The organism is Streptomyces vastus (assembly GCF_039532825.1).
In the GTDB taxonomy this organism is placed as follows: Bacteria; Actinomycetota; Actinomycetes; order Streptomycetales; family Streptomycetaceae; genus Streptomyces; species Streptomyces vastus.
On the sequence record NZ_BAAASJ010000004.1, the window covers coordinates 1 to 17,865 of the forward strand.

The 17,865-nt window shown below is 69.1% G+C and carries 15 protein-coding genes; 5 read left to right on the forward strand and 10 right to left on the reverse strand.

Annotated features, from left to right (window positions below; genetic code table 11):
• Positions 1–95: 95 nt before the first annotated feature.
• Both ABD357_RS02055 and ABD357_RS02060 read right to left on the reverse strand, forming a co-directional pair.
• Positions 96–626 (reverse strand): DoxX family protein, encoded by a 531-nt coding sequence (locus tag ABD357_RS02055; protein WP_344387043.1) that lies wholly within the window; start codon positions 624–626, stop codon positions 96–98.
• A 248-nt stretch (positions 627–874) separates the two neighbouring features.
• A complete protein-coding gene (locus tag ABD357_RS02060; RefSeq protein WP_344387044.1) occupies positions 875–2,140 on the reverse strand; it encodes a hypothetical protein in 1,266 nt (421 codons plus the stop codon).
• A 223-nt stretch (positions 2,141–2,363) separates the two neighbouring features.
• On the opposite strand from ABD357_RS02060, the gene ABD357_RS02065 reads away from it, so the two are divergent.
• Positions 2,364–3,269, forward strand: coding sequence for a DUF4429 domain-containing protein (locus ABD357_RS02065; protein ID WP_344387045.1), 906 nt, complete (start codon positions 2,364–2,366; stop codon positions 3,267–3,269).
• An 81-nt stretch (positions 3,270–3,350) separates the two neighbouring features.
• Here the strand turns inward: ABD357_RS02065 and ABD357_RS02070 are convergent, their stop codons facing one another.
• Entirely contained in the window at positions 3,351–4,145 is a 795-nt protein-coding gene (locus ABD357_RS02070; RefSeq protein WP_344387046.1) for a class II aldolase/adducin family protein, read from the reverse strand.
• Positions 4,146–4,363: 218 nt separating this feature from the next.
• On the opposite strand from ABD357_RS02070, the gene ABD357_RS02075 reads away from it, so the two are divergent.
• Complete coding sequence (locus ABD357_RS02075; RefSeq protein WP_344387047.1) at positions 4,364–4,912, forward strand: hypothetical protein; 549 nt, start codon at positions 4,364–4,366, stop codon at positions 4,910–4,912.
• Between the two features lie 87 nt (positions 4,913–4,999).
• The gene (locus ABD357_RS02080) at positions 5,000–5,518 is read left to right on the forward strand and encodes a pyridoxamine 5'-phosphate oxidase family protein (protein WP_344387049.1); all 519 of its coding nucleotides are present in this window, start codon (positions 5,000–5,002) and stop codon (positions 5,516–5,518) included.
• A 45-nt stretch (positions 5,519–5,563) separates the two neighbouring features.
• On the opposite strand, the gene guaA is transcribed toward ABD357_RS02080, so the two are convergent.
• Complete coding sequence (guaA, locus tag ABD357_RS02085; protein WP_344387050.1) at positions 5,564–7,138, reverse strand: glutamine-hydrolyzing GMP synthase; 1,575 nt, start codon at positions 7,136–7,138, stop codon at positions 5,564–5,566.
• A 480-nt stretch (positions 7,139–7,618) separates the two neighbouring features.
• Here guaA and ABD357_RS02090 point away from each other — a divergent pair, with 480 nt between their 5' ends.
• Entirely contained in the window at positions 7,619–7,903 is a 285-nt protein-coding gene (locus tag ABD357_RS02090) for a chorismate mutase (RefSeq protein ID WP_344387051.1), read from the forward strand.
• 661 nt (positions 7,904–8,564) lie between these two features.
• On the opposite strand, the gene ABD357_RS02095 is transcribed toward ABD357_RS02090, so the two are convergent.
• Positions 8,565–9,728, reverse strand: a complete 1,164-nt coding sequence (locus tag ABD357_RS02095; protein ID WP_344387052.1) for a hypothetical protein — start codon at positions 9,726–9,728, stop codon at positions 8,565–8,567.
• A 275-nt stretch (positions 9,729–10,003) separates the two neighbouring features.
• Here ABD357_RS02095 and ABD357_RS02100 point away from each other — a divergent pair, with 275 nt between their 5' ends.
• Positions 10,004–11,029: an LAETG motif-containing sortase-dependent surface protein gene (locus ABD357_RS02100; protein WP_344387053.1), complete on the forward strand. Its 1,026-nt coding sequence runs from the start codon at positions 10,004–10,006 to the stop codon at positions 11,027–11,029.
• 148 nt (positions 11,030–11,177) lie between these two features.
• Here ABD357_RS02100 and ABD357_RS02105 read toward each other — a convergent pair whose 3' ends face one another.
• The 5 genes from ABD357_RS02105 to ABD357_RS02125 form a co-directional block, all read right to left on the reverse strand.
• Complete coding sequence (locus ABD357_RS02105) at positions 11,178–12,983, reverse strand: GMC family oxidoreductase N-terminal domain-containing protein (protein ID WP_344387054.1); 1,806 nt, start codon at positions 12,981–12,983, stop codon at positions 11,178–11,180.
• Positions 12,984–13,011: 28 nt separating this feature from the next.
• Positions 13,012–14,625 (reverse strand): succinic semialdehyde dehydrogenase, encoded by a 1,614-nt coding sequence (locus ABD357_RS02110; protein WP_344387055.1) that lies wholly within the window; start codon positions 14,623–14,625, stop codon positions 13,012–13,014.
• Positions 14,626–14,755: 130 nt separating this feature from the next.
• Entirely contained in the window at positions 14,756–16,468 is a 1,713-nt protein-coding gene (locus tag ABD357_RS02115; protein ID WP_344387056.1) for a serine/threonine-protein kinase, read from the reverse strand.
• Between the two features lie 86 nt (positions 16,469–16,554).
• On the reverse strand, positions 16,555–17,172 hold the full coding sequence (locus tag ABD357_RS02120; RefSeq protein WP_344387169.1) for a Uma2 family endonuclease: 618 nt from the start codon (positions 17,170–17,172) through the stop codon (positions 16,555–16,557).
• A 91-nt stretch (positions 17,173–17,263) separates the two neighbouring features.
• Positions 17,264–17,683, reverse strand: a complete 420-nt coding sequence (locus ABD357_RS02125; RefSeq protein ID WP_344387057.1) for an ATP-binding protein — start codon at positions 17,681–17,683, stop codon at positions 17,264–17,266.
• Positions 17,684–17,865 lie beyond the last annotated feature (182 nt).

Genomic DNA, 17,865 nt, shown 5'->3' on the forward strand with positions numbered 1-17,865 from the left:
TCGGTAAGTTGCCTGCGCGTCACGACCATCTTCCTATCGGATCCGCCCTCCGAGCGGACCCGAATCGGCAAGATGATCACGACATCACACAGGCCCTAGTACGCGCCGGCTCGCTGCCTTCGTCGTGATCGCAGCATCGAGTCGATCGAGAACACGGAGGCGCCGGCCAGTACGAGGGGGAGCCAGGCCATCAGGTAGGGGAGGTCGTTGCCGTAGTAGTACGGGTCCGAGGGCCAGCTCACGGTCAGCCAGAGGCTGAGGGAGATCATGGCACCGCCGAACGCGGCGAGCCGGGCGAGCAGTCCGATCAGGGTGGCGATGCCGACGGCGAGCTCGCCGAAAGCGATGGCATAGGCGAAGCCGACCGGGTTCTCGAGGGAGAGGTCGACGAGTTCCGGGATCGCCGAGGAATCACGCACCGTGCGCATCATGTCGCCGATCGAACCGGAACCGGCCTCCGACATGAACGCGCTGTCGGTGAGCTTGTCGATCCCCGCGTAGATGAAGGTGACGCCGAGGAACACCCGCAGCGGTAGCAGGGCGTACCGGGTGGCGGCGTCCCGCCAGTCTCTGCCTCCACCGTCGAGGTAACCGGAGTGCGTATCCATCCGCATACCGTGAGCCATCGCTCTCCGCCACCTCTCACCGAACCGACAGTTCGCCCCTCAACAGACCATACGTATGCCTGGGACCGGCGGCTCAACCGCGGACCGAACTTTTTGACCCAAAAGTTGTCCCGCGTGCCTCCGCCGGTTGAGCAGGGGCGCCTAAAGAGGTAGTGGGTTCGGTTCATTCATGGGCGAGTGCGGGTTCGTCGTGGCTTGTCGCGCCCCGCGGCGGACCCGCAGTCGAAAGCCCCGCCCAACCGACGGAGTCAATCCGTCACATCAATCCCGTACCGGTTCGTCTCGACCCCCGCCGCAGTAACCACCTGCACATCCACCCGCCCAGGCTCCACATCCGCAGGCACCGGCACAGTCAGAACCGCGTCGGACGGATTCCGGAAACCCCCTGCCACAGGCACGAGCGGTACATGCACATGGACGGTTCCGATCCTGACCACCATCCGGGACAGGCGGTCAGCCGTGTGCGCACCCGGAGGCACAAACCCAGCCCCCCGGATCTCGATGTCGTCCCCCGTGCGGATCGGCGCGTCCAGGTCCCCGGCCTCACGGGACCGGACGACCGAGTAGATCACGGGCCGCCCACCCTCCGCGTACTTGGCCGCAACGTACGTCGCGGCCGACACCAGCACCACCAACGCCAGCCCCCACGGCAGGTCCGGCAACTGCTCGGGCCGCCGAGCGAGCCGTACCGCCGCGAACACCAGCGCGGCCCCGGCGATCACCACGTACTGCGTGTCCGCGAAGCTGCCCCGCCCCGAGTCGTCGGTCAGCAGATCAGCGGCCCTCGGCCGGTCGGCACGTATCTTCTGCAGGCGCTGACCGAGCACGCGAAGGCCCACGACCCGCCGCACCAGCACAGCGATCCCGCACACCATGGCGAGAACGGTGACGACGCCCGCGCCCCGGGTGAGTTCGAGCCCGGAGATCAACGCGTCACGCTCGCCCGGAGAGGACGCGCCCGCGAGCCGGCCCGCCAGCACCAGCACGGCGTAGACGACGAACAGCACCCAACTCGCCGCCACCGCACGGGAGGTGGACAGCCGGTTGTCCTCACCGATGACGGGCGCCAGCGCACCTCCACGCGCTCGGTGGAACCACGACGCCCCGACGAGCAGCCCGCCCACGACGACCGCGGCGAGGAAGCCGGCAGTCCGCGCGGCAGTCCAGCCCGCCCCGATCGCGGTGAGCGCCTGCACCAGAAGCAGGCCCCCGACGACTCCCGCCACCACAAGTGCCGTACGCCGCCACAGCAGCCCCAGCCATGCCTCGCCCTCGGCCCGGCTCTGCTCGACGACGAGGTCCGCGGACTGGGTCAGCTCGTCGGACACCCACTGCCGCGAGGCGCCCGCCGAGTGCGCCACCGCGGCGGGCAACCCCCGGCCGGAGGCCAACTCGTCCCGCTTGGAAAGGAACGCGGCAACAGCTCGTCGATGCCCTTCGCGCGCCCCCTGCGGACAGTCCCCGCAGGTGCAGCCCCCTTCGTGCGCGCCCTGTCCAGCCTCCTGCACCGCCACCGCCCGCTGCCGCCTTCCCGCACCGCTCCGTAGAACCAACTCGTAGAACCAACCCATAACCACAAGTACCAAGCACCGGGATTGTGCCGTACGCCACTGCGGCCCCACCCGGCAGGTCTGCCCAGCGGTGGCGGACCGCCGCACCCCGCCCCCACTGCACCCCGCGGGGAGGCCGTCGCCCCAACCCCCGACCCCTTGTTGACCCGGCTGCGAGAATTTCCCTATGGCCGAGATCATCCAGCGTGACGGGACCTGGGCCTTCGACGGCAACACGGTCCGGATCACGCCGGGACTCCACCGCTCCGTACCGCTGTTCCGGCAGACGTACGGAGAGATCGCCGTGCCCCTCGAAGCGGTCGCGAGCGTCGTCTACGAACCCGAACGCAAGCGCGGCCGACTGCGCCTGAGACTCCGCGAGGGCGCCGACCCGCTGCTCCAGGCCACCGGTGGCCGGCTTCCCGACGCGGCGGACCCGTACCGGCTGACGGTGGACCTCGACCGCTCGGGCATCGCCGAGTACGTCGCCGAGGAGATACGCCGTGCGCTGCTCCTCGACCAGATCCCCAAGGAACCCGCGAAGGAGTACCTTCTGCCGGGCCCGCCCGTGCCGGTGTCCGTGCGCTCCAGCGACGGCACGGTGTCGTTCGACGGAGCCCAGGTCCGGATCGACTGGAGCGACACCTCGGACCGGGTGAAGCGCGCGACGGGTCCGCGCATCATCGAGGTACCGGATCTCGTCCAGGTGGAGTGGCTGCCCAACTCCGGTTACGAAGACGGATTTCTGCGCTTCGTGACCCGTGAGACGGCATTCTCGAAACTCCCGCCCGAGAAGGACCCGTTCGCCGTCGACCTGTGGGGCAGCGCCCGCCGCGACCTGCTCACGGCGCTGGTCGCCACCGCGGTCACGGCCCGTCTCCCCCATCCGTCCACCCGCACCGGCGAGTATCTTGCCGCCGACGCGCCCCGCCTCCCGCTGACGACCAGGGATGCGGTACCGTCCGAGCCGCAGCCCGAGAATCACGACGTACTCCTGCGCCGCCTGCGGGAGTTGGGCGAGCTGCACCGCGAGGGCGTGCTGACGGACGAGGAGTTCGCGGCGACGAAGGCCGCCGTACTCCGCGGATTCTGAGGACCCAGACGCCCCAGGGCTCCCTGGAACCCGAAGCTCAGAACAGGCCCCGGAACGGACCCCTCAGGTGGGACCCTCAGATCACGACAACAGATCCGGCTCACTCCGGCTGATGTCCTGCCACAGCGGCTGATAGTTGATCCACGCCACCAGATCCCCGCCGAGCTGCTCACGTGTCGCCACCGCCTGCCGGTGGTCGATGAGCACGGGCCGGCCCGCCGCGCGGGCGGTGAGCTGGACCTGGGAGGAGCGTTCCATGGACACGAACCACCAGGCCGCCGCGTCGACCGAGTCGCCGACGGTCAGCAGTCCGTGGTTGCGCAACACCAGCGCCTTGCGGGAGCCGAGCGCGGTGGCGATCCGCCGCCCCTCCTCGGCGTCCACGGCGACGCCGGTATACGCGTCGTACAGTGCGTGATCCTCGTAGAAGGCGCAGCTCTCCTGGGTGATCGGGTCGAGCAGTTCGCCGAGCGCGGCCAGGGCCCGCCCGTGCACCGAGTGGCAGTGGGCGACCGCGACGACGTCCGGGCGGGCGGCGTGCACCTGGGCGTGCACGGTGAATGCCGCCTGGTTGACGTGATAGCGCCCCTCGATCACCTGACCTTCTCCGTTGGCCATGACAAGATCACCAACGGTGACATGTTTGAAGGGCATCCCAAACGGGTTGACCCAGAAGCAGTCACTGAACTCCGGGTCACGCGCGGTGATATGGCCGGAGACCCCGTCCTCGAAACCGAGCCGCCCGAAGATCCGCAACGCCCCCGCGAGCCGTTCCTTGCGATGCCGCCGCTCGTCGTCGAGCGACTCGTACATCGGCGGCATGGCGAAGCGCAGTTGCTCGGTGGGTCGGGGCAGGGGCGGGGTGGGCCCGTGCATATGTCCTCCAGCCCAGAGGTACGGACTTGTTTGCAGCCCGGAAGTTACCGTCGGTCAGCGCAGAGGAACAGAGATGTTCGTGAAGAGAGTGCACAACCGTTGTGCGGGGTCGAGTGTCTGCGTGTCTGCGAGAGTGAAACCTACTGCCCAGTCGGGCACGGTCCGAGCAGGCACGATCAAGTCGGGCCAATAGGAAGGGCGGAGAGATGAGGGGAGGCATGAACAGAACCGAACGCCGGATCACCGACATGCTCCGGCAGATCGCGACCCGTGACGTGGTCGTGCTGAACGACTTCGGCGGCTCACCGCGCAGGCTGGCCGCGCTCACCTATATCGCCGTCCAGTACGGATTCCGGTACGGGCAGACGACCAGGCACGGTCAGATGCTCCAGGTCCGCCTGATCCGCGACAACCGCCCGGAGGCGCGCGAGCGGAGCACGGCCGCGCTCAGCCGGCTCGCGGCCGGCCGCACGCCCGGTATGCGCCCCGGCACCCTCAAACCCCTTCCGGACGCGGCGCCCGCGGTCGGGCTGCTGAGGGCCCGGATCGAGTTCGATGCCATGGACGACGACCTCGACTGGCGCCGCAAGGCCGTCTTCATGAGCGCCAGCACGGCCCTGATGATGCTGCTGCTGATCCCCGCGGGATGGAGGGCCTCACTCTGCGCCGGCGGCGCGATGGGCCTGGTGTTCGCGGTCTTCCTGCAACTGGAACTGGGACGCAAGGACCGGCTGGCGAGGCGCCTCAAGGCGCACGGGCTGCTCTGAGGAACCACCGCTCAACGTCTGCGCACCGCTCTTCACCGCCCATCAAAGGCGACAGCAGGTGTCGGGTTTCGGCGTCAGACTCGTCGTATGACGCCGAAACCAAACCCGAGCCAGAAGCCCAACCAGAACACGAACTGGGCAGCCTTCGCCACCGCCGAACCCGAGCTCGCCAAGACGGCAGAGGAACGCTTCGGGGCCTTCACGCACCACATCCTCGCCACGATCCGCAAGGACGGTTCGCCCCGTACCTCAGGGCTCGAAGTCCAGTTCAAGAACGGCGAGTTGTGGCTCGGCATGATGCCGGACTCGCTCAAGGCACTGGACCTGCACCGCGATCCCCGCTTCGCGATCCAGGCGAACCCGGGGCCCGGGACTGAGATGGGGGGCGGCGACATACGGATCTCGGGACGGGCTGTCCGGGTCACCGATCCCGAGACGATGGCGCTGTATGCGGGAAAGACGGAAGAGGTGGAACCGCCGGAGCCGTTCCATCTCTTCCGCACCGAGCTGACGGAGGTCGTACGGACCTACGTCGAGGACAACGCGTACCTGGTCGTGCAGACCTGGAAGCCCGGCGAAGCGCTGCGCACCGTCAAGCGCAAGTGAGCCGGAGGCTCCGGGGCGCCCAGGCGCTCCGGAACGCCCGGAGCGTCACTCCCACTCGATCGTGCCCGGCGGCTTGCTGGTCACGTCGAGGACGACGCGGTTGACGTCCGCTACCTCGTTCGTGATCCGGGTCGAGATCTTTGCGAGGACGTCGTACGGCAGTCGCGACCAGTCGGCGGTCATGGCGTCCTCGCTCGACACCGGGCGGAGCACGATCGGGTGGCCGTAGGTCCGGCCGTCGCCCTGGACGCCGACGCTGCGTACGTCCGCGAGCAGCACGACCGGGCACTGCCAGATGTCGCGGTCGAGCCCGGCCGCGGTCAGCTCCTCGCGGGCGATGGCGTCGGCCTCGCGGAGCAGGTCGAGGCGCTCCTTGGTGACCTCGCCGACGATACGGATGCCGAGGCCGGGGCCCGGGAACGGCTGGCGCTGGACGATCTCGTCCGGCAGGCCCAGCTCCTGGCCGACCATCCTGACCTCGTCCTTGAAGAGCTTGCGCAGCGGCTCGATCAGCTGGAACTCGAGGTCTTCCGGCAGCCCGCCCACGTTGTGGTGGGACTTGATGTTGGCCGTGCCGGTGCCGCCGCCGGACTCGACCACGTCCGGGTAGAGGGTGCCCTGCACGAGGAAGGCGACCTCGGGGCCCTCGTCCGCGATGATCTCCGCCTGCGCCTGCTCGAAGACCCGGATGAACTCGCGCCCGATGATCTTCCGCTTCTCCTCGGGGTCGCTGACCCCGGCGAGTGCCTTGAGGAAGCGCTCCTCGGCGTCGACGACCTTCAGCTGCACACCGGTGGCCGCGACGAAGTCCTTCTCGACCTGCTCGGTCTCGCCCTTGCGCATCAGACCGTGGTCGACGTACACGCAGGTCAGTTGCGAGCCGATGGCTTTCTGTACGAGGGCGGCGGCGACGGCGGAGTCCACGCCGCCGGAGAGTCCGCAGATCGCGCGCTTCGTACCGACCTGCTCGCGGATGGCCGCGACCTGCTCCTCGATGACATTGCCCGTCGTCCAGGAGGGGGTGAGTCCCGCGCCCCGGTACAGGAAGTGCTCGAGCACCTGCTGGCCGTGCGTGGTGTGCATGACCTCCGGGTGGTACTGGACGCCGTACAGCTTCTTCTCGTCGTTCTCGAAGGCGGCGACCGGGACGACGTCCGTGGAGGCGGTGACGGCGAAGCCCTCCGGGGCGGCGCTGCACGCGTCGCCGTGGGACATCCACACCGACTGCTCGTCCGGGGTGCCCTCGAAGAGGGTGGAGCCGGACTTGGAGACGTGGAGGGGCGTACGGCCGTACTCGCGGGCGCCCGTGTTGTCGACCGTGCCGCCGAGGGTAGTCGCCATCAGCTGGAAGCCGTAGCACATGCCGAAGACGGGGACGCCGGCTTCGAAGAGCTCGCGGTCCAGGCGCGGGGCGCCCTCCGCGTACACCGACGAGGGGCCGCCGGAGAGGATGATCGCCGCCGGGTTCTTGGCGAGCATGTCGTGGACCGGCATGGTGCTCGGCACGATCTCGCTGTAGACCCGGGCCTCGCGGACCCGTCGGGCGATGAGCTGGGCGTACTGCGCACCGAAGTCGACGACCAGGACGGTGTCGGGGGCGGTGGGGTTCGCTTCTGGCACGGGTTGCCTTCCGGCGGTTGAGCAGGGCTGTGTCCCCGAGTTTAGCCGGGAGCTCGGTGGTGGTGGCGCCGTCACTGGGGCTCCGCCCCCAGACCCCCGATCGCCCTTCGGACTCGTCCTCAATCGCCGGACGGGCTGATGGGCCCCGCCGTGGCCGCGGCTCTTTTGATGCGGGACCGGGTTGAGAGGCTCAGGTTTGAGGCGAGACCAAGTCGAGAAGCTCAGGTCGTCTCAGCATCCGGAACCGCTTGGCTCGCCCCTGCCGCCCGGTCCATACTCCCCTCATGCTCACGCACCAGACCTTCGTCTTTACCTATGGCAACCGGCCCACCGGCTGCCATGGTCGTGCTGCTTGAGCTACTGACAAGCGACTTACCAGGCGCCCCGGGCCGACAAGGTCCGGGGCGCCTGACGTTTCCGGACCTTGCCGCTCCAGGGCCTCACTCGAAGACTCGAAGACTCGAAGCAGAGGAGCCCGACATGGCTGACGTACTGAACAAGACCGGCGCCCGTACCGATGAGGCGGCCGGCGTGATCACCGGTGCGCGTGAGCGCATCGACGCGATCGACGACCGGATCATCGGTCTCGTACAGGAACGAATGGCCCTGTCGGCCGTGATCCAGGAGGAGCGGATCGCGTCCGGCGGCCGGCGGGTGAACCTGTCGCGGGAGATGGACATCCTCGGCCATTACAGGGAGGCGCTGGGCAAGCCCGGTACGTCGCTGGCGATGACGTTGCTGGAGCTGTGCCGGGGCCGAATCTGAGCCACCGCATCCGAGTCCCCGCATCCCCCCGTATCCGAGTCTCCGCATCTGAGTTCCGCGTACGCACGTACCCATGGCCCCTCACCCCGGATTCGCGTGACCGAGTCGCGCCGCGCTTCGTTGGTGTCGGTGTCCGTGCCAGCCAGGGGCGGGCCCGAAGAAACCACGCGTGGCTCCGCTGGAGCGATGAGGCGTACGGACGTGCGTCGTGGGACCTCGCTCCAGTAGACGTGACCGGACGGCAGGGGACAGCAGGCCGGTCACGACCAGGGAAGGCCGGCTCCGGGGACGCCCGGAGCCGACCGGCCGAATCTGTGTGAGAGCGGTCGAAACGGTTGCGGAGGCCTCCGCCCATCGAGCACGATGCGTAGAGCAGTCCCAAATCGAACACCCCACCCGAGTCCCAGCGCAGACAACCGCAATGCCTCATCCAACTGCCAAAGGTCTACGCCACTGACGCTCCCCAAGTGCTCCGGGGCGCGGACCGGCGGGCACCCGCACCACCACCGAACCAGCGGCGCTTCCCCCGGCGCCGCTCCTCAGGCACCGGCGATGCCCTGACGTCGGTGCTGACCAGGAAGGGCCCCGCGGATCCCCCCGCCGTGGGGCCCTTCGCCTGCCCGGACTGTCTGCGCTTCCCGTCAGGTCCCCTCAAGCCCCCTCAGGTCCGCGAGACCGTGCCGCAGGTCTCCGTATCGGAGTTCTGGATGTCGCGGCTGCGGTCGTACGGGTCGACCATGGGCCCTGTCGGCGTCGGCCCCTGGGTGATGCCCGAGTCGAACTGCGGGTGCATGTAGCCGTCGTAGACGCCGCAGGCGGAGTTGGCGAGATCCTGGTCGAAGCGGACGACCAGTAGTTTGCCCGGGGTGACCCGGAAACGCGTCGGGTCGGCGAGTTCCGTCTCGATGACGCGGCGCACGATGACGCGGGTCACCTCCGTGGAGTCCGGGTCGGCCGGGGCCACCGCGTAGACGAAGGTGTAGTCGGCGCGGACCACGACGGACCCGTTCTCGCCCCGCTCGAACGTCAGGCGCCCACGGGTCTTGACCACATCGCCGACGAGCCGCACCTCGTCCTTGTCGAAGCGGCTGAACAGCAGCAACGGGTCATTCTGCTTGTCCGGCCTGCGCAGCCAGGACCTCACGTCGGAGAGCATCCGGGGCTGCTTGGGGTCGAGGATGTCGAGCACGGTCTCCGGGGTGCCGCCGAGCAGGGTCTTGCGGTCGAGGTTCGCATCGACGAGCAGGGCCTTGGTCTGCTTCAGGGCCTGGCCCACCTGGTCCTTGCTGAACGAGCCGACCGCGGTCGCCTCCGGCAGCACGATTCCCGCCGCCCCGTCGGCGTAACGAGCGGCCGGAGATCCGGCGAACGGCCGGTCCAGCGTCGGCGTCCCGGGTGCGGAGGAGGGGGCGGTGGACGGGGGCGCGGTCTCCTCGGGCAGCGGAGCCGCGGATTCGGTACCCGTGCCGCCCGTACCGCCCGTGCCGAACGGGTCGCCGGGCAGCAGGGACGGCTTCATCGCGACCAGGGCGACGGCGAGCGCCAGCGGTACGCCGATGATCGCCCAGAGCTTGCGGCGGCGGGCGGGCCGCCCGTTCATCCCCTGCACGTCGGGACCGGTGCGCCACCCCGGAGGCGCCTCGCCCCGCGCGTCCTGCTGACGCAGCCGCTCCGTCACCATGCGGGCTCGCGCGGAGGGCTCCTTGGGCGCGTCGGAGGTGCCGATGTCCAGCTCGCTGTCCCGTACGAACTTCTCCCACAGGTCGTCTGCGGAGTCCTTGGGGTCCCCGGAGCCCCTGGGATCCTCGGACGGCTTCTCGGCCACGGCGCTCGCGCCTCTCCCCCTGTTCAACTGCCCACCCCCGATGGGCAGACGAGGCACCGTTCTAAGCCGTGGCCGAGGGAGTTCACAAGTCGAGCAGGGAGTGCACGTGTGTGACTCAGCCCACATAAGAATCCTGTGAAATCCAGGACAACCATTCACAGGATTCACGTGTCTCACTTCCGGAACCAACAGCCACACCGCGTCTCGTGCGCGGGAGGCATCCATCCACATCTCGTACCGCGATGCCGCGGTACGCCGGACTCACCGAGGTCTTGATGAAGCTTCGCCGTGCCATGGCCGCTGCGGCCGCGACGGCCGTCATAGCCCCGCTCGCGCTGCTGTCTGCACCTGCCGCGTTCGCCACAGACGGTCCCAGCACGACGGCCACCACGGAGCCCACTACGCCGACGACCGACCCGACGACGGACCCGACGGCTCCGACCACCGAACCGACGGCTCCGACGACCGATCCCACGGCTCCGACGACCGACCCTACGGATCCGACCACGGACCCGACGGCTCCGACGACCGATCCCACGGCACCGACGGCGCACCCCACCGACACCCCGTCGGACAAGCCCACCGACGACGAGACCGACCCCGCGGAGCCCACCGAGGAGCCCGAGCCGGAGCCCTCCGTGTGCGAGGACTCCAAGGTCGACGTGACCATCACTGGTCTGCCCGGCAAAATCGCTGCGGGCAGCGGTTGGCACAAGTTCTCGCTGAACGTGGCCAACAACTCCGACTCCGTCCTCAACGACCTCGACTTCTTCGCCGGGGCCTCCCCCGACAAGAACGGCGAGGAGCTGTTCAAGAGCAAGCAGGTCCAGCTCCAGGCCTACAACCCCGACGACAAGATCTGGGAAGACCTCGACGCGGGCGGCTACGCGGTCGGATACGTCGGCTACACCGACGAGCTCGAGCCCGACTACGAGGTCAACATCCCGCTGCGCATCAACGTGAAGTCCAACGCCCCGGTCGGTGCGGGCTTCTCGCTCGGTGCGAGCATCTATGGCGACGCGGACGCCGAGTGCACGGGCTTCGGCGAGATCGCGTACAGGTTCCAGATCGTGGCCGCGGGCACCGACACGGACGGCACCAAGCCGCAGGAAGGCGGCAAGGTTCCGGTCACCAACGAGAAGCCCAACAGGAACGAGACCGCGCAGGTGACCGGCAGCCTCGCCGAGACCGGTTCCAGCTCCGCCCTGCCGATGATCGGCCTCGCCGGCGGTGCCGCCCTCGTCGCCGGTGCGGGCGCGGTGTTCATCGTGCGCCGACGCAAGACGGGCGCCGACGCGTAATCGCTCCGCTGCTGGAGGCGCGGTGATGAACTGCGGGCCGGTGGGGGCTGGTCGCGCAGTACTCCGCGCCCTCTGAAGGGGCGTGGCGCAAGAGACGAAGGACCTGCGCTCGGAGGGGGGTGCAGGTCCTTCGTCTTGTCGCCGGGGGTTACTTCTCCGGCGGCACCGCCGGCATCCCCAGGAACGGCAGTCGCAGCGCGCCGAAGGCGTCCGCCGGGACGACGGGCGAGCGGGGTTCGACCGGCTTCAGGCGTTCGTACGCGGCTCCCGGCGCCGGACGCGGATCCGCCTCGCCCTTGTTGGGCCAGTACGACATCGCACGCTCGGCCTGGGCGGTGATGGTCAGCGACGGGTTGACGCCAAGGTTCGCGGAGACCGCGGCGCCGTCGACGACCGAGATGCCCGGATGCCCGTACAGCCGGTGGTACGGGTCGATGACGCCGTCGTCGGCGGACGCGCCGATCGGGCAACCGCCCAGGAAGTGGGCCGTCAGCGGCGTACCCATCAGCTCGCCCACATTGCTGCCCGCGAAGCCGTTGATCTCCGCGGCGATCGCCGACGCCGCCTCCGAAGCCGCCCTGATCTGCTTCGGGTTGGGCGCCCCGTGCCCTTGACGAGCCGTCAACAGGCCCTTCCCCGCGCCCTTTGGTTTCAGATATGTGGTCAGGGAGTTGTCGAGGGACTGCATGACGAGCCCGATGATCGTGCGCTCCGACCAGCGGCGGTTGGACAGCGAGCGGAGCACGAGCAGCGGATGCCGGGCCGCGTGGGAGAGAAAGCCGAGGACTCTCGACGACCCTTCCGCGTACGGGACTTGGACGATGGACAGACCGCCCATCGAGTTCGAGCCCTTGCCGTAGCGGACCGGCTCGATATGCGTGTTCGCGTCGGGGTGGATCGAGGAGGTGATCGCGACCCCGCGGGTGAAGTCGGCCTTCGCCTCGCCCGTGACCTTGCGATAGCGCCGGTTGTCGGTCTGCGCGCCGACCAGTGCCTCGGAGTTGGTACGGGTCAGATCGCCCAGTCTGCTGGAGAGGTACGGGAGTTGACCGCCGGCCTTCATGCGGTGCAGCAGGGTCTGCGTGCCGTACGTACCGGCCGCGAGGACGACCCGGCGGGCCCTGAAGACCCGTCCCTCGCCCTTGCGCTTCTGGTCGGTCGGGAGGGTGGCGACGGCGTACCCGCCCTGCGAGTCGTCGGTGACGGACACGACCGTCGTCATCGGGTGGACGACCGCGCCCGCCTTCTCGGCGAGGTACAGGTAGTTCTCGACGAGGGAGTTCTTGGCGCCGTGCCGGCAGCCGGTCATGCACTCGCCGCACTCTGTGCAGGCCTTGCGGGCCGGTCCCACGCCGCCGAAGTACGGGTCGTTCACCTGCTGTCCGGGCCGAGCCTTCGCGGTCCCGTCGGCGTCCTCGCCGTCACCGAAGAAGACGCCGACCGGAGCCGGATGGAAGGTGTCGCCCACGCCCATCCGCTCGGCCGCCGCCTTGAGGTGGACGTCGGACGGCGTCATCGTCGGGTTGAGCCGTACGCCGAGCATGCGCCGCGCCTGGTCGTAGTACGGCTTCAGCTCCTCCTGCCAGTCCGTGATGTCCTTCCACTGCGGGTCCTCGAAGAAGGGCTTCGGCGGTACGTACAGGGTGTTGGCGTAGTTCAGCGAACCGCCGCCGACGCCGGCGCCTGCCAGCACCATGACGTTGCCCAGGAGGTGGATGCGCTGGATGCCGTACATGCCCAGTTTCGGCGCCCAGAGGTAGTTCTTGAGGTCCCAGGAGTTCTTGGGCAGCGACTCGGGGGTGAAGCGGCGGCCTGCTTCGAGGACGCCGACTCGGTAGCCCTTTTCGGTCAGGCGCAGGGCGGTGACGGAGCCGCCGAAGCCGGAACCGACGACGATGACGTCGTAGTCGTACGCCCCTTCGTCCCGCTCTTGGACAGAGTTCTCCTGTGACACGTGCTCTCCTCGTTGAGAACGGGTGGCCCTAACGGAACCGGAGTGCCTTCATCACCCGGAGGCTCCGGCTCATGAACTGCGCGTACTTCTCGTCGTCCATGCCCAACGACGGGGCCATCGGAAGCAGCCGCTGGTGGGCGATCGTCTGTGCCTCGGTGTACTTGAGGATGCCCTCGGAGCCGTGGCGGCGGCCCAGGCCGGAGTCCTTCATGCCGCCCATCGGGGACTGGACGCTGCCGTATGCGGAGGCGTAGCCCTCGTTGATGTTGACCGTTCCGGTACGCAGCCGGGCGGCGGCCTCGGCACCGCGACGGCCGTTCCTCGTCCAGACCGACGCGTTGAGGCCGTACGGCGTGGAGTTGGCGAGCTCGATCGCCTCGTCGTCGTCCTTCACGCGGTAGATGGAGACGACCGGGCCGAACGTCTCCTCGTTGCAGACGGCCATCGGCGCCTCGACGCCGTCGAGGATGGTCGGCTCGAAGAAGTACGGGCCGATGTCCGGGCGGGCCACGCCGCCCGCGACCAGCTTGGCGCCCTTGGCGACGGCCTCGTCGACGTGCCGGGTCACCGCCTGGAGCTGGCGTTCACCGGCCAGCGAGCCCATCTCGGCGCCGTACGACAGGGACGTACCGAGCCGCATCGCCTTGGTGCGGGCGGCGAACCGCTCCACGAAGGCGTCGGCGACCGACTCGTGGACGTACAACCGCTCGATGGAGATGCACAGTTGGCCCGCGGAGGAGAAACAGGCGCGCACGGCGCCCGCCGCGGCCTTCTCTATGTCGGCGTCGTCGAGTACCAGCATGGCGTTCTTGCCGCCGAGCTCGAGGGAGACGCCGACAAGGCGGCCCGCCGCGCTCTGGGCGACCTCGCGGCCGGTGCGGGTGGAGCCGGTGAAGGAGACGTAGTCGGCGTGCCGGACCACCTCGGGCCCCACGACCGGGCCTTCGCCGATGACGATCTGGAACACCTCGATCGGCAGCCCCGCCTCGATCAGCAGGTCGCGAGCCCACAGTGCCGTCAGGCAGGTCTCCGTGTCGGGCTTCATCACGACCGCGTTGCCCGCGACGAAGGCGGGCAGCGCGTCGCCGACCGACAGCTCCAGGGGGTAGTTCCAGGGCGCGATCTGCCCGACGACGCCGCGTGGCTGACGCAGTTCGGTGACCTTGGTGAGGGTCGGTACGGCGCCGGTGTGCCGCTTGGGCCTGAGGTACGAGGAGGCCTTGCGGCCGTAGTGACGGGCGGCCACCGCCACCGCCTGCACCTCTTCGTGCGCGTGGAGCCGGGCCTTGCCGGTCTCCAGCTGGATCAGGTCGAGGACTTCGGCCTGACGCTCCAGCACCAGGTCGTGAAAGCGCAGGAGTACGGCGGCACGCTGCCGTACGGGCACCTGCGCCCAGACCGCCTGGGCCGCGCGGGCCTGCTCGAACGCCTTCTGTACGTCCTCGGGGGTGGACTCGGGCAGATCGGCCAGCTTCTCGCCGGTGAACGGCGTGTGGTTGGCCGTACGCCCCGAGCCGGCCACGCCCTTGGTGAGCTGGGCGACCAGCTCCGGCGTGACCACGTCGGCGGCCGTGCGGGCGCCCTCGGGGGCGGGGGCGAGGGGGTTCGTGCCGGTCTTTGCCGGGGCCTGCGAGTCCGTCATGACGCGCAGGGTATTCCGGGGCGGAAACTTTTGGTACCCGTTGGTAACCGACTTCACGGAGTACACACATCGCGCCAGTGTGCGCTGGCGGAAAACACCCTGATCAGGGCATTGACTCAAGGGCAGCAGCTCAGGGACGTGAGCCCAAAGTCACCTGCCCCACCATCGACTTGCCGACCTTGAGGCGCTCGATGGCACCCTTGAACATCGAGGTGCCGCGCTTCTCGTCCTTCGTGCCCTTCGGCATGTCCACGCGCAGGTGATAGTACTCGTTCGCGTCCGTGACGATCAGCAGCTGCATCACCCTGAACTTCTCCTCCTTCACCCCGTACTCGGTGTCGAGTTCCATCGCCGTGTAGCCGTTGAACGTGGTGGGGCTGGACAGCGTGTCGGCCCAGTCGTCGGTGTGAGAGAGCGTGACCTCGTCAGCCCAGTTGTTGATCGGCGTCGGCACTGCTTCCTCGCGGGTCAGCCGGAGCTGGACGGTCTCGTCGCCGTAGATCACCGTGCGGGAGGGGTTGCGGTGGTCCGCGCCGGAGTCGTTGCGGTCGAGAAGCGGGGTGCCGGCCGGTACGGACAGGATCGCGTCCATGTCCTTCTCGGTGTGGATGGTCCAGCCGTTCACGGTCGGGGACGAGGGGGAGGCGGAGGCGGACGCCGAGGGGGAGGCGTCGCCGCGGCTCTGCGCCTCCGCCCTCGGGTCACCGCCCCGGAAGGAGATCCCGAGCCAGATGCCGCCGGTGAGGAGTACGGCACCGGCGACGGAGGCGGCGAAGAGACGAAGGCTGGGGCGTCGTCGGCGCCCGGAGCGATGGTCGGGCTCCGTCGGGGACGGCATGGGTTCGGCGGGCGGGGGTCCGGCCGTCTCGCTTCGTGCCGTGACCGATGACGGCGGTCCGGACCGTACCGTCTCGGTGTAGCCCGCGAACTCCCGTGAGGCGGAGGGAGGTTGGCACTCTCGGGGCGTGTCGGTGACGACGGGCACGGTCCAGCCCTCGGCGACCGCCTCCAGCACCGCCGCGCTCTTCGCGGCATCCGGTCGCCGCTCGGGGTCCTTGGCCAGCAGCTGGGTGATCAGCGGCCCGAGGTCCCCGGCCTGCCCCGGTTCCGGCGGCTCGTCGGACAGGATCGCGGCGAGCGTTGACTCCACGGTCGCACGGCGGAAGGGGGACCAGCCCTCGACGGCGGCGTACAGCAGAACGCCCAGGGACCAGAGGTCGGAGGCGGGTCCGGCGCCCTGGCCCGCCATGCGCTCGGGCGCGATGAACTCGAGCGAGCCGACGAACTCGCCGCTTGCGGTGAGGGATTCCTCGCCCTGGATGTGCGCGATGCCGAAGTCGGTGAGGACGACCCGGCCATGCGGGTCCCCCCGCTCGAGCGAAGTCGAGAGTGGGGGAGGGCCGAGCAGCACGTTGGCGGGCTTCACATCCCGGTGCACGATCCCGGCGGAGTGCGCGGCGTGCAGCGCGCCGACGACCGCGAACCCGATGCGCGCGGTGTCGGCCGGCTTGAGGGGGCCGCGCCGCAGTATGTCGTCCAACGACTCGCCCCGGATCAACTCCATGACGATCCACGGCAGTCCGTCCTCGACGACCACGTCGTGGATGGCGACGGCGGCGGGATGGTCGACACGCGCGGCGGCCCGCGCCTCGCGGTAGAGGCGGTTGGCGGCGCGCTGGTGGGCGTCGTCCTCGGGATCCCCGGGCAACCGCGGCTGTTTGACGGCGACTTCGCGCCCCACCAGTTCGTCCCAGGCCCGCCACACGGTGCCCATGCCCCCGGAGCCGATGCGCGCGGCCAATCTGTAACGGCCGCCTATCAGACGGTCCCCGCGTTCACTCATGTCACATCAGTACCGTGCGGGATCGGAACTTGTCGATGTAGGCCGGTACTGGGAGGGGCGGCGGTTTCGGCCGCCCCTCGTTGTCCTCAGCCCTTCACACCCTCGTCTGCCCCGTCCTCCTGCGTGCCGACCGCGAACCCAGAGGTGTCGAGGTCGAAGTCGAAGGGCGGAGGAACATGCAGGGACGTACCAAAGGGGACCGTCGTCCGCGACCGGTAGCCCTTCGGTGACGGATCCCAGAACGCCGTGATCTCGGCCACCTGCATGTCGAGCACCAGGTACACAGGAACGACACGTCCGTACGTGTCCAGCTTGTCGAGCCAGTCGGCGTCCTTGGTGGATGCGGAGGTCAGCTCGGCGACGAGGGAGAGTGCCGCACCGTCGGCGTGACGGCCTTCGACGTCGAAGGCGGCTTCGTCGGCGACATGCAGGTCGGGCCCGAAACCGCGCTCGGAACCGGAAAAAGTGAAGAGGAACGGCGCCACATCCACGTCGTACCCCTCCGGCGCATGGGGCTCGAGCTGGAGCCGCAGCGACTTCATCACCTTCTTGTAGCGCAGCTTCGACCACGGCGACACGACGATCTTCCCCCGGATGAGTTCGGCCTTGTAGCCCTCAGGTGTGTCCAGTTCCTCGACGATCCGGAGCATGTCCTCGAAGGCTCCGGCCAGAGGAGGCTCTATGGCCGCAGGGCGCTCGGTCATGATGGTCACCGCGGTCCTCCGTTGACTACAGAGCGTGTCACTCGCCCCACGATAGCGCCGGAGAGGTCCCGCCGCCCGCCGTCCACCGCCGTCACGCTGCGGCAACGCCAACGCCGGCCTGCGGTCCGATCTCGCACCACAACAGCTTCCCGCCGCACCCGAAGGGGTCGGCCGCGAGCGGGAACCCACCCCACGTGTCGGCGTAGTGGCATACGAGGAACAGTCCGCGCCCGCCGTCGGCATCGACCCGGACGGGACGCAATGGCCCTGGCTTCTGGTCGAAGGGCGGCGGGATGTGCGGGTTGGCGTCCCAGACGCTCACGCGAAGGCGGGCGTCGGCAAGGCCACGGAGGCGGAGGGTCGCGGGGCCTGTGGAGTGCCGGTAGGCGTTGGTGACGAGTTCCGACGTCAACAGCTCAGCGGTGTCGACGAGTTGCGTCAGTCCGTGGCCGGAGAGTACGGCCCGCAGGGTAACGCGGGCGATGCGCGGGGCGAGTCGATTGTGGGGCACTGAAGGGCGTACGCCCAAGATGCGGACGCTTCGGACTTCGACGGGGATACGGTGACCATGAACGCCTCCTGCGGTAGGGGAACTTGGGCCTACTCGATGACTCCGGCTGGGCGGTGGCATGTCGCGTGCGTGCGGGCAACGCGGTGCGCTTCCGGCTTACCGGCGGGGCCAGTTGAGCGGCT